Raw genomic sequence first — 11467 nt, forward strand, 5'->3', positions numbered from 1 at the left:
AGGCTACGCGCTGCCGTTGCGGCCTTCGTCCAGGCCCGCGTTGTTGGGGCGCCCTTCGAAGCGGGTGGAGAGCACGACGGTGGTGTTCGTGCGGCCGACCCCGGGGATCCGCCGCAGCCTGCCGAGCGTCCGCTCCAGATCGTCGACGGTGGCCACCCGCACCTTGACGACGAAGGCTTCGTCGCCCGCGACGGCGTAGCAGCTTTCGACTTCGTCCAGTGCCCCGAGCGCCTCCGCGACGTCGTCCTCGGTCGCGGTGTCGGTGGGGTGGATGCCGACCAGTGCCGTCACCCCGAGTCCGACCGTGTTCGGGTCGACCATCGCGTGGTAGCCGGTGATCACGCCGGCGGCCTCGAGTTTGCCGACCCGTTCGTGCACTGACGAAGCCGAGAGCCCGACAGACCGGCCGAGGTCGGCGTAGGTAGCCCGCCCGTTCTCCCGTAATGCCGCGATGATCTTCCGATCCACCTGGTCCACCGCTACACCTTAGGTGCCACGGCCCGATTCGCGTGATCAGGGCGCGTTTTCGTACATCCGTGACAAGACCACGGGGCCGGCGGGCGCATGTCGCGGTTGTCGGTTTTGACCTTTAAGGGCTCTTTACTGTTGGACAACCGTTCGAGTACCTGACGGGTGAGATGCAACGATTGCCGTGTTGGCTACCCGGCACGACGGGCACGAGGCCCGCCTCCGGTTTAGCACTGGAACCGTGAAGGAGGCGGAAAATGACCGCGACCATGGGCGGCAGGTTGCTCACCCCCGGCGAAGTGGCGGCTCTGTTCCGGGTCGACCCCAAGACCGTGACCCGCTGGGCGACCGCGGGCCGGATCGGCTCGATCCGCACTCCCGGCGGGCACCGCCGGTTCCGCGAGGCCGAAGTGAACGAACTCCTCGCCGAGCTCACCACCGACGCCAGCGAGCCCGCTCGCAAGGTCTGAGCAGGCGTTTCCCGCAAAAAGGACTCCAGTGACGAAGGGCTCGTAACCGCCCTTCGTCACATTGGGGTATCCATGAGTCCCCCCGCGCGCGGCAAAGGGGCTAGCCTCGTGGGACTGAGGAACGTCCTCCACGCGGAAGGGACCGAGCATGATCTATCTGCTCGCGGCCATCGGAGCGCTCACCGTCGCCGTGGTGTTGTGGCGCGCGTTCGGGATCGAGCGCGTCGGGGTGCCCTCGTCGCGACCGACGCTGGCCCCGGACGACGACCCCGACTTCCTGCGCAAGCTCGGTGAGCAGCAGCGCAAAGGTAAAGACGAGGACAAAGAGTAAAGAGCGGGACTAGGCCTGGATCGGCTGGTACGGCTGGCCACCGAACCCGTCGGCGACGGTGGCGGCCAGTTCCAGCAACGCCAGCCGGGTGTCCGCGTCGAGCCGGTCCAGCTCGATCTCGGCGCCCTCTTCCAGATGCGGGTCGAACGGGATCCGGCACACCGAACGGACACGCGCGCCGAAGTGCGCGGAGAGCTTGTCCAGATCGACGGAGCCACCCTTCGGCCGCACCGAGTTGATCACCGCGACGGACCGTTTGACCAGGTCGCCGTAGCCGTGCGCCTCCAGCCAGTCGAGTGTGGCCGACGCACTGCGCGCCCCGTCGACGGAACCTGAAGACACCACCACCAGCGCGTCCGCGACATCCAGGACGCCCTTCATCGCCGAGTGCATCAAACCGGTCCCGCAGTCGGTGAGCACGATGTTGTAGAAGTGCTCCAGCAGGTTGACCGTGCGCCGGTAGTCGTCCTCGGAGAAGGCTTCCGAAACCGCCGGGTCCTGCTCGCTGGCGAGGATCTCCAGCCGGCTCCCACCCTGCGAGGTGTAGGACCGGACGTCGCTGTACCTGGTGATCTTGTCCGCGTCCCGCAGCAGGTGCCGGACGGTCGCGGTGGTCTCGATCGGGATCTTCTGCGACAGCGTCCCGCGGTCCGGGTTCGCGTCGACGGCCACGACGCGGTCACCGCGCAGCGACGCGAACGTCGAGCCCAGCGTGGTCGTCGTGGTGGTCTTGCCGACGCCGCCCTTGAGGCTCAGCATCGCGATCTTGTAGCACCCGCGCAGCGGCTGGTTGATCTGCGCGATCAGTTCGCGCTTGCGCGTGTCCTTGGGGCTCTCACCCGGATTGACGAGCTTGCCGGTGCCCACGTAAAGCGCCTTGCGCCAGCCCGACTGCGGCTTGCGCTTCTGCGGCTTCACCAGGCTCGCGGTGGCGAGTTCGTCCGGCAGGGCGCGCCTGCCGTGCGGCTGCGGCAGCCCCGGGACCGCCTGCTGCGGCTGCGCGTACTGCTGCTGGGGCGGGTACTGGGCGGCCTGCTGCGGCGGCGCCTGCTGGGGCTGCTGAGGGTGCAGCGGGGGCAGGTTCTGGTCGTAGGGCTGCTGATACTGCCCTTGCGACGGCTGCGGCAGCGGCGGCTGCGGCTGGGGAGCGGGCTGCTGCTGCGGGTACTGGGCCTGCTGCGGCGGATACTGCGGCTGCACGACCTGGGTCGGCTCTGCCTCGAAACCGCCCGCGGTCGGATGCGGCGCCGAATCCGTCCGGTCCTCGGAGAACAACTCCGAGGGCTGGACGCTCTCGGTCGGTTCGGGGTGGCCAGGAGCCGATTCTTCGCTGGGTCCGGTCACCGCTGAATTCCTCCTCCGCGCACGTCTACCCCCATACCTCAGTATTGACGGTAGTCGTCGCGCGCGCAGAGGCGGCGGTCAGCCCCCGGCGTAGGAGTGCAGACCCGACGTCACCAGGTTCACGAAGAACATGTTGAAGATCGTCGCGGAGAACCCGACGATGTTGATGATCGCGGCCCGCTTCCCGCGCCAGCCCGCGGTGGCACGGGAGTGGAGATACGCCGCGTAGACGACCCACGCCACGAAGGCGACGGTCTCCTTGGGGTCCCAGCCCCAGAACCGGCCCCACGCCGCCTCGGCCCACACCGCGCCGCAGAGCACGCCGAAGGTGAAGATCGGGAAGGCGAAGATGGTGGTGCGGTAGGCGATGCGGTCGAGCACGTCCGCCGCGGGCAGCTTCGGGCCGAACTTGGCGAACTTCGCCGGGTTGTCGTCGTGGGCGGCGCGGAAAAGGTAAAGGACGCTCGCGACACCCGGCACCAGGAAGACACCGGAGCCGATGATCGCCGCGGAAACGTGGATGATCAGCCAGTACGACTGGAGCGCGGGCTGCACCGGCGCGGCCGTCGTGTACAGCATCGTGCCGTTGACGAACATCAGGATCACGACCGGCAGCAGCAGGAAGCCGGTGAGATGGCGGACCGGGAACTTCCGCATGATGACGAGCCAGGTCACGACGGCGATGAAGGTCGTGGCCATGCCGTATTCGTAGAGGTTCCCCCATGGCGCGCGGTGCACGGCGAGCCCGCGCAGCACGATCGCGGCCAGGTGCAGCAGCGCGGCCAGCACCAGCAGCGCGGCGCCCATGCGGCCGATGCGCTCGGGGCGGCCGACCTCGCGCGGGGGCTCGACGGGCGTCCCGTAAGCCGGTGGGCCACCCGCGCCGACCAGTTCGCGCGCCTTCTGCTTGCTGCGCTCGGCCGCCAGACGGCCCTTCGCACCGAAACCCTGCTCGATGAGGGCGAACATCAGCGCGAGGACGTAGATCGCCGCCGCGGTGGTGTAGGAGTAGTCGCTGTACTGGGACAGCGTCTCGTTGATCGGCATGACCTCTAGTTGCCTCTCTGCCCCTGGACCAGCTTGTCGCTGATCCGCTGGAACTCTTCGCCATAGCCCGCCTGATCGGTGCGCGCCAGCCCGGCGACCTCGATCACGGTACCCGCCTCACCTTCACGCGCCGGGGTCACCCGCACCCACACCCGGCGCCGTTTGACCAGCAGCGATCCCGCCAGCCCGATCAGCATCGCGACCGCGCAGACCAGCACCCAGCCCTGCACCGGATCGTGCGAGACCTGGATGGCGACCCATTCCTGGACGCCGTCGAAGCGGACCTTCGTGCCGTCGTCCAGCACGGTCTCCTGACCCTGGTCCAGGTTCTGCCGCGTGAGCTTCTTGAGCCTGCCGTCCGCGACGAGCGACTGGTCGATCTGGAAGATCGACTGCCCGCGGCCGGCGTCGAGGCCGAGGTCGCCGCGGTAGATGTCGACGGCCACGGCAGGCTTGTTCGCCTCAGGCCGCGACGACGTGAGCACGTTGCCGTGCATGAACGCGGTCGGCGCGAGCAGTCCGGTGATCGCGAGCTGGCGGGTGCGGCGTTCGATCGGGTCGGTGATCCCCGGCTGGTCGATCTTCGTCGCGCCTTCGGAGAGCTTCGTCGGCTCGTCGGCGGGACGCCACGGAGTGATGTTGGTCCGCACGGTGCCGTCGGGGAAGGTCACCGTGAACTTCGGGGAGTAGCCGAAATTCAGCAGGTAGACGCGGTCTCCCGCGGTGCGCAGCGGCGAGTTGACCTCGAGGCCGTACGGCTTCCACGCGCCGGTCTGCAGGTCTTCACCGGACTGGTACTCCATGTTGGAGTGGTAGTAGTTCGCCTGCCCGTTCTCGGTGTAGCGCGCCTCGAAGTCCTTGAGGCGGATGCAGAACGCGTTGAGGTCGGTGCCGTCGACGCGCAGCCCGGCGTTGAAGGTGTCGTAGCCGAGGATCCCGGAGTTGCACCACGGGCTGCCGTCGGCCTGGACGATGACCTGGCCTTCGTAGCCGAACAGCTTGCCCAGCGCGAAGAAGATGATCAGGCCGAGCATGCCGAAGTGGAAGACGAGGTTGCCGGTCTCGCGGAGGTACCCGCGTTCGGCGGAGATGCTCCGGCTTCCGTCGGCCTCTTCGCGTTCGACACGGCGCCAGCCCTTGAGCAGCGTGTGCGTGTCCTTCAGGACCGTCTCGGGAGCCCGGTCGGTCGTGGTCGACACGTGATGCGGCATCCGCGACAGCTTGCGCGGCGTGAGCACCGGCTTCGCGCGCATCGCCTTCGCGTACTCGAAGCTGCGCGGCGCGAGACAGCCGATGAGCGACACCATCAGCAGGATGTAGATCGCCGAGAACCAGACGCTGCCGTAGACCTCGAAGAACTGCAGGCGGTCGAGCAGTTCGCCCCACCAGCCGTGCGCGGCGATGTACTCGTCGGTCTTGGCGACGTTGAGGTTCCGCTGCGGCAGCAGCGCGCCGGGCATCGCGGCGAGCGCGAGCAGGAACAGCAGCACCAGCGCGGTGCGCATCGACGTCAAGCCGCGCCAGGTGTTGCGCAGGAAGGCGAAGACGCGCTTGAGCGGCGTCGGGCGATATTGAGTGGTCACAAGGGCAGCCTGATGTCGTTCACGAGGGTGTTCCGGATCCAGCCGGTCAGGTCGCCCCACAGTCCGGTCACCAGCAGGACGCCGACGACCAGCAGCAGGACACCGCCGAAGACCTGCACCTGACGGCCGTGGCGGCGCAGCCAGTCGGTGGCGCGGACGGCCCAGCGGGCGCCGAACGCGATGATGAGGAACGGCAGACCGAGGCCGAGGCAGTAGACCAGGATCAGCACGTACCCGCGCGCCGCCGCCCCGCCGGTGGCGCTGGCCATCGACATGACCGCGGACAGCGTCGGGCCGATGCACGGCGTCCAGCCGAGCCCGAAGACCGCGCCGAGCACGGGCGCGCCCCAGAGTCCGCCGCGCGGCACGTGGTGCGACCGGAACTCGCGCTGCAGGCCCGGGATCCAGCCGAGGAAGACCAGCGCCATCGCGATGGTCAGCACGCCACCGAGGCGCTGGAGGAGATCCATGTTGAGCTGGACGACGTCGGCGATCCACACCAGCGTTCCCAGCGTCACCACGAAGACGACGGTGAACCCGAGCACGAACAGCGCCGCCGCGCCGACGACGGCGTAGCGGCCCTTCTTGCGCCCCTCGTCGGGGCTGACCGCGGGGGCGTCCGCACCGACCAGCGCCGCCAGGTACGCGAGGTACCCGGGCACCAGCGGCACGACGCACGGCGACGCGAAGGAGATCGTCCCGGCCAGCAGCGCCACGCCCGCCGCGAGCAGCAGCGGCCCTGAGAGCGCCAGCTCGGTAACACCGTTCACGCAAAGGAGCGTAGGCAGTGTGTTCCAGGTGAAAACGCCGGGGCTGGCCCAACGGGACCTACGTCGCACCCGGTCAGGACCTTGGTCCCGTTTCCGGACGCACCGACCGTCGCACTTCGTCGACGAAGTGCGGTCAGTCCTGCTTGGGCGACGGCCGGAACGGGTCGGTCAGCAAGGGCATTGCCAGGATCGCGGGGTCCACCGGCTTCGGCTTGGGACGCCGGTCGCGGAAGACCCATCCGCCGATCAAGCCGCCGATGAACCCGAAAAGGTGTGCCTGCCAGCTGATCATCGCGTCCTGCGGGAACAGGCCAGGGATGTACTGATAGGCGAAGCACAACGCCATGACCAGGCCGATCATGATGTCGATCTTGTGCCGGTCGAAGAACCCACGGACCATCACATAGCCGAAGTAACCGAACACCAGCCCGCTCGCGCCGACACTGATCGAGTCGCCCGGCTCCAGAAACCAGCCTCCGAGTCCGCTCACCACCGCGATCAGCACCGTCACGCCGAGGAACTTCTTCACCCCACGGTAGGCGGCGAGGAAGCCGAAGATGAACAAAGGTCCTGAGTTGCCCGCGATATGAGCCCAGTCGCTGTGCAAGAGCGGGGAGGTGAACACAGTGGGCAACGAGCTGATCTCCCGCGCCCGTGACCCGTACTCGAGTGTGAGGTCGAAGCCGCTGAGTGCGTTGTACAGGTGGATGAGCCAGATGACCACGAGTACACCGGCCATCATCCCGAAGGCCTTCTTGGCCTCGGCGATCATGGCCTCCGCGTCACGAGCACCAGGTCTGTCGACGTCACCGACGTTGTTCATTTTTCATCCCCAGTTCGAAGCCGCTCGACGAGAACCGCGAGCGGTCAGTGCGGGGAGGATAACCGCCGACCCCGACAACCCGTCGTACTTCGTCGACGAAGTGCGGGTGCCAGGCAGGTCAGGCGGGTTCGGCGGCCAGGCGTTCGACGACGGGCAGCAGGTCCGAAGCCAGCAGTTCCCGCAGGAACACCGCCGCGACGCGGTGCTGTTTGTCCAGCACGATCGTCGACGGGATGATGTTGCGCGGGTAGCCCGAAAGCTGCAGCAGCGTCCGCCCCGACGGGTCGTAGATCGACGGGTACGTCAGCTTCCGGTCCCGCATGAAGTCCTGCGGCGGCTTCCGGTCGTTGTCGCGCAGATCGATGCCGATCACCTCGACGCCGGACGCCTTGGTCCGGTCGTAGACCTTCTGCATCTCCGGCGCCTCGACGCGGCACGGCCCGCACCACTGGCCCCACAGGTTCAGCACGATGACCTTGCCGGGGAAATCCGCGATCGAAAGCTGCTTGCCCTCGTTCATCAGGTCGTCGCCGGACAGCGTCGGCGACGGCTGGCGGTCCGCGACGTCGTAGGTGATGTCGACCTTCCCGCCCGGCGAAACGAAGTTGAACGAACCGCCGGTGACGACGGCGTCCTTGCCGGTGGTGCAGCCGGTGACGACGAGCGCCAGCCCGACGACGGCCGCCACGAGTCGCTTCATGCGCCGGTCACCTTCGGATCGGTCGTGCCGGCGGGCTCGCTGTAGACGATCCGCACCAGTTCTTCGCCCTCGAAGATCAGGCTGGTCAGCGACGCGAGCGAGCACTGCCGGTTGCGCGGGTCGTGCCAGAGCCGCTTCGCCTCCAGGAACCGCCGCACGGTCCAGATCGGCAGCTGGTGCGAGACGCACAGCGCCTCGTGCCCCTCGGCCGCCCGCCGCGCACGGTGGATCGCGCCGAGCATGCGGTGCGCGATCTCGACGTACGGCTCGCCCCACGACGGCCGGAACGGGTTGACCAGCTTCGGCCAGTGCTTCGGCTGGCGAAGGGCGCCATCGCCGACGGCGACCCGCTCGCCTTCGAACTGGTTGTCCGCCTCGATGAGCCGTTCGTCGGTGTCGACGTCGAGCCGGTGCGCGGCGGCGATCGGCGCCGCGGTCTCCTGCGCGCGCTGAAGCGGCGAAGCGACGACGTAGGTGATGTCGTGCGTCGCGACGGCTTCGGCGACCGTCAGCGCCTGGCGCTGTCCGCGGTCGGAGAGCTTGAAGCCGGGAAGGCGGCCGTACAGGATTCCGTCCGGGTTGTGCACCTCGCCGTGGCGGAGCAGGTGCACGATCGTCGTCTCGCTCACGCCTGGACCGCCTCGGCGGCGGCGCGGGCGGCGACGCGCAACGCGGACTCGATGATCTCGAACTCGGCGTCGCCCATGGCCGCGTTGACGAACCACGCCTCGTACGCGCTCGGCGGCGCGTAAACGCCGTTGTCCAGCAGCGCGTGGAAGAACGCCGGGAACCGCCAGGTCTCCGAGGCCTGCGCGCCCGGGTAGTTCGTCACCGGGTTCTCGCTGAAGAACACGCTGACCAGGTTGCCCGCGTACTGCACGGTGTGCGTGACCCCCGCCTCGGTGAGCGACCGGTCGAACAGGTCGCCGAGCCGCTTCGCGTTGGCGTCGAGGGCCGCGTACACGGCGTCGTCGGCCGCGCGCAGCGTCGCGAGCCCGGCGGCGACGGCGACGGGGTTCCCCGACAGCGTCCCCGCCTGGTACACCGGCCCGCCCGGGGCCAGCTTCGCCATCACGTCGGCGCGGCCGCCGAAGGCCGCGGCGGGCAGCCCACCCGACATCACCTTGCCGAACGTGTACAGGTCACCGGCGACGCCTTCGAGGCCGAACCAGCCCGCCTTCGAGACACGGAACCCGGTCATCACCTCGTCCATGATCAGCAGCGCTCCGTGCTCGCGCGCGATCTCCTTGAGGCCGGCGTTGAACCCGTCGGCCGGGGCGACGGCGCCCATGTTGCCGGCGGCGGCTTCGGTGATGATCGCGGCGATCGCGTCCGGGTTGTCCGCAAAGGACTTCCGGACCGCGTCGAGATCGTTGTAGGGCAAGACGATCGTGTCGGCCGCCTGCGCGCCGGTGACACCGGGCGACGTCGGAAGGCCGAGGGTCGCGACGCCGGAACCCGCTTCGGCGAGCAACGCGTCGACGTGACCGTGGTAGCAGCCCGCGAACTTGATGATCTTCGCCCGGCCGGTGAACCCCCTGGCCAGCCGGATCGCGCTCATCGTCGCCTCGGTGCCCGAGTTGACCAGGCGCACCTGCTCCACCGGCTCGACGCGGCCGATGATCTCTTCGGCGAGTTCGACCTCGCCGCGCGTCGGGGTGCCGAACGACAGGCCGTCGACAGCGGCTTCGCGTGCGGCCGAAACGACGTCCGGATGCGCGTGCCCGAGGATCATCGGGCCCCACGAGGAGACCAGATCGACGTAGCGGTTGCCGTCGGCGTCCCAGAGGTACGGCCCCTCACCGCGCACCATGAACCGCGGGGTGCCGCCGACGGAGTTGAAGGCCCGCACCGGGGAGTTCACCCCGCCCGGGACCACGGCCTTCGCTCGTTCGAACCACGCCTTGGACTGATCGACTCCGGTAGTCACGTCCCCAGTCTCGCAAATCACGGAGGACACCCGTCGCCGAGTCCTCGCGGTTCCGGGCCCGGCGTGACCAGGCCCACTAGGGTGGGAGCACTCGGCGTCGAAACCCTCGCGGAGGAATCCACGTGTCCACGGTGCCGTCACCACCGACCCACCACCGTCGCCTGCGCTGGCAGGCCCTGGCCGGGTTCATCGCCATGGCGGCGATCGTGGGGATCGTGGCCGGGCTGGCGGTCGCCACCCGCTCCGAAACGCACAACGCGCTGGCCCGTCCGTCGTGGGCGCCGCCGGGCTGGCTATACGGCCCGATGTGGTCGGTCCTGCTGCTCCTGGTCGCCTTCGCGGGCTGGTTCTACTGGCGTACCGACGGTGAAACGCGCGGCTTCGCCTTCTACGGCGTCTGCCTGCTGCTGACCCTGCTGTGGACGCCGCTGTTCTTCGCCGGCGGCGCGCACGTCCTCGCGCTGGCCGACGTCGTCGTGCTGGACTTCGTCGTGCCCATCACGATGGCGGAGTTCGGCCGCCGGTCGAAACTCGCGGCGTGGCTGCTCGTGCCGTATCTGCTGTGGCTGCTGTTCTCGACCGCGGTCAACGCCGCGGTCGTGTGGCTCAACTGAGCTTCGGTTCCTTGGGCTTGCGGCCCTTGGCTCGGACGGCGAGCAGGAACTGGCGGATCGCGTCCACCACCAGGATCGCGGCCAGCACGCCCAGCCCGATGGCGCCGGCGAGCGGGCCACCGAAGTAGCGCTGCGATTCGAGCGTCGTTTCGCCGTAGGAGATCACGACCGGGACGACACCGGCCTTCCAGCACGCGAAGGAACCCCACACGGCGAGCGCGGCGAGGATCAGTTCGACCGCCCCCACCACGGCGCGCAGGGGTTTGTGCAGCCGGGCTTCGCGCCGGGAGTCCTCCGGTGGCCACAGATCGGCGCCGGTCGGCTGGGGAAGGTCGATCACGGTGAGCAGTTTCTCATGACTCTGTGGTGCGGGCACGCACCAAATCCCCGAGAGCCTCGCGAAGGGCGTCCGGATCCTTGGCCCAGGCGCGGACGAAAACGCCGTCGTCGAGCTTCAAGCCGACTTCGCCGTACTTCTTGGGAATCGTCCAGCCTCCGCCGAGGACCCGTGAGCCGACCGGGGCCTCGTCTTCGAGCACCTCGGCGATCCGGGCCGCCTCCAGCGTTTCCCGGCCCTGCCGGTAGCCGTCCACGGTGACCGCGAGCGAGAGGTACCGGCGACGCGCGTACACCCAGGGCACCGTGATCGCCACCAGCCCCACCGCGACCAGGGTCCAGGCGAGCCAGTGGACCGGGCCGCCCGTCGCCAGTTCCGCGAGCAGCCCGGCGAGGGCGAACAGCGGCGCCCACAGCAAAGCCGTCCAGCCGACGCCGGGTTCGTCGTAGAGGGACGGCTCGGCGGTCATGGCAGCGTGCGCCCGACCTTCGGGAAATGGTCGGAGACGCTGGGCAGGTACATGAGCACCAGCGCGATCGCCACCAGCAGCGTGGACACCAGCAGGAACACGTTGAGCGAACCGCGCAGGATCAGCAGTTCCACCAGGACCAGGAAGACCGCGCCCACGGTGAGGACCGTCCTGGCCGACCGCGTTCCCTCACGGGCCTTGTACGCGAACAGCGCGAACAGGACCGCGAAGGTGAGCGCGCCGCCGAACAGCATCCACAGCAGGGTGTTCACGCCGGAAGCGACCTGCGCCGGATCGGCGGGCTGGCCGGGAACCGGGTTCTCCCTGATCTGCTTGAGGATGCCCTCGGTCAGTTCGTCCTTCAGCACCAGCAGGGCGATCTGCCCGGCCACCAGGACGACACCGGCGAGGACCCACAGCCAGAACGAAAGGGCGACCGGTTTCGGCACCGTGATCTTCGGCGGCTTCTGGCCGGGCAGGATCGGATCCGGTGACATCCCCCGCTTGCGGCGCTCGTCGTCCGTCTCGCCGGCTGTGCTGTCGCTCACGCGAGGCAGCCTACGTGGTTCCGCAGGCCAGAG

General features: G+C 68.8%; 15 protein-coding genes. 3 read left to right on the forward strand and 12 right to left on the reverse strand.

Features of this window, described 5'->3' with window-relative positions; translation table 11 throughout:
* Nucleotides 1–3: 3 nt before the first annotated feature.
* The gene (locus BLW75_RS21465; RefSeq protein WP_034310644.1) at nucleotides 4–477 is read right to left on the reverse strand and encodes an Lrp/AsnC family transcriptional regulator; all 474 of its coding nucleotides are present in this window, start codon (nucleotides 475–477) and stop codon (nucleotides 4–6) included.
* Nucleotides 478–725: 248 nt separating this feature from the next.
* On the opposite strand from BLW75_RS21465, the gene BLW75_RS21470 reads away from it, so the two are divergent.
* On the forward strand, nucleotides 726–938 hold the full coding sequence (locus BLW75_RS21470) for a BldC family transcriptional regulator (protein WP_005151795.1): 213 nt from the start codon (nucleotides 726–728) through the stop codon (nucleotides 936–938).
* 148 nt (nucleotides 939–1086) lie between these two features.
* A complete protein-coding gene (locus BLW75_RS21475) occupies nucleotides 1087–1269 on the forward strand; it encodes a hypothetical protein (protein WP_005151794.1) in 183 nt (60 codons plus the stop codon).
* 9 nt (nucleotides 1270–1278) lie between these two features.
* Here BLW75_RS21475 and BLW75_RS21480 read toward each other — a convergent pair whose 3' ends face one another.
* From BLW75_RS21480 to hemL, 8 genes are all read right to left on the reverse strand, one after another.
* On the reverse strand, nucleotides 1279–2613 hold the full coding sequence (locus BLW75_RS21480) for a MinD/ParA family ATP-binding protein (protein ID WP_034310641.1): 1335 nt from the start codon (nucleotides 2611–2613) through the stop codon (nucleotides 1279–1281).
* Between the two features lie 78 nt (nucleotides 2614–2691).
* Nucleotides 2692–3660, reverse strand: coding sequence for a c-type cytochrome biogenesis protein CcsB (gene ccsB, locus BLW75_RS21485; RefSeq protein WP_034310638.1), 969 nt, complete (start codon nucleotides 3658–3660; stop codon nucleotides 2692–2694).
* 5 nt (nucleotides 3661–3665) lie between these two features.
* Nucleotides 3666–5243: a cytochrome c biogenesis protein ResB gene (gene resB / locus BLW75_RS21490; protein WP_034310637.1), complete on the reverse strand. Its 1578-nt coding sequence runs from the start codon at nucleotides 5241–5243 to the stop codon at nucleotides 3666–3668.
* A complete protein-coding gene (locus tag BLW75_RS21495) occupies nucleotides 5240–6013 on the reverse strand; it encodes a cytochrome c biogenesis CcdA family protein (RefSeq protein ID WP_034310635.1) in 774 nt (257 codons plus the stop codon). Before BLW75_RS21495 ends, resB begins: the two co-directional genes overlap by 4 nt.
* Before the next feature lie 133 nt (nucleotides 6014–6146).
* The gene (locus BLW75_RS21500; RefSeq protein ID WP_034310631.1) at nucleotides 6147–6836 is read right to left on the reverse strand and encodes a rhomboid family intramembrane serine protease; all 690 of its coding nucleotides are present in this window, start codon (nucleotides 6834–6836) and stop codon (nucleotides 6147–6149) included.
* 118 nt (nucleotides 6837–6954) lie between these two features.
* Nucleotides 6955–7536, reverse strand: coding sequence for a TlpA family protein disulfide reductase (locus tag BLW75_RS21505; protein WP_034310630.1), 582 nt, complete (start codon nucleotides 7534–7536; stop codon nucleotides 6955–6957).
* Nucleotides 7533–8165 (reverse strand): histidine phosphatase family protein, encoded by a 633-nt coding sequence (locus BLW75_RS21510; protein ID WP_034310627.1) that lies wholly within the window; start codon nucleotides 8163–8165, stop codon nucleotides 7533–7535. Before BLW75_RS21510 ends, BLW75_RS21505 begins: the two co-directional genes overlap by 4 nt.
* On the reverse strand, nucleotides 8162–9466 hold the full coding sequence (hemL, locus tag BLW75_RS21515) for a glutamate-1-semialdehyde 2,1-aminomutase (RefSeq protein ID WP_034310625.1): 1305 nt from the start codon (nucleotides 9464–9466) through the stop codon (nucleotides 8162–8164). The genes BLW75_RS21510 and hemL overlap by 4 nt, the downstream gene beginning before the upstream one ends.
* 122 nt (nucleotides 9467–9588) lie before the next feature.
* On the opposite strand from hemL, the gene BLW75_RS21520 reads away from it, so the two are divergent.
* Nucleotides 9589–10080: a TspO/MBR family protein gene (locus tag BLW75_RS21520; protein WP_034310624.1), complete on the forward strand. Its 492-nt coding sequence runs from the start codon at nucleotides 9589–9591 to the stop codon at nucleotides 10078–10080.
* On the opposite strand, the gene BLW75_RS21525 is transcribed toward BLW75_RS21520, so the two are convergent.
* Genes BLW75_RS21525 through BLW75_RS21535 form a run of 3 tightly spaced genes read right to left on the reverse strand, consistent with a single transcriptional unit; the run spans nucleotide 10073 to nucleotide 11434 of the window.
* Nucleotides 10073–10456: a hypothetical protein gene (locus BLW75_RS21525; RefSeq protein ID WP_034310621.1), complete on the reverse strand. Its 384-nt coding sequence runs from the start codon at nucleotides 10454–10456 to the stop codon at nucleotides 10073–10075. The genes BLW75_RS21520 and BLW75_RS21525 overlap by 8 nt on opposite strands.
* Complete coding sequence (locus BLW75_RS21530) at nucleotides 10434–10886, reverse strand: hypothetical protein (protein ID WP_034310618.1); 453 nt, start codon at nucleotides 10884–10886, stop codon at nucleotides 10434–10436. The genes BLW75_RS21525 and BLW75_RS21530 overlap by 23 nt, the downstream gene beginning before the upstream one ends.
* The gene (locus BLW75_RS21535) at nucleotides 10883–11434 is read right to left on the reverse strand and encodes a hypothetical protein (RefSeq protein WP_034310615.1); all 552 of its coding nucleotides are present in this window, start codon (nucleotides 11432–11434) and stop codon (nucleotides 10883–10885) included. Before BLW75_RS21535 ends, BLW75_RS21530 begins: the two co-directional genes overlap by 4 nt.
* Nucleotides 11435–11467 lie beyond the last annotated feature (33 nt).

This window comes from Amycolatopsis lurida (assembly GCF_900105055.1).
GTDB lineage: Bacteria > Actinomycetota > Actinomycetes > Mycobacteriales > Pseudonocardiaceae > Amycolatopsis > Amycolatopsis lurida.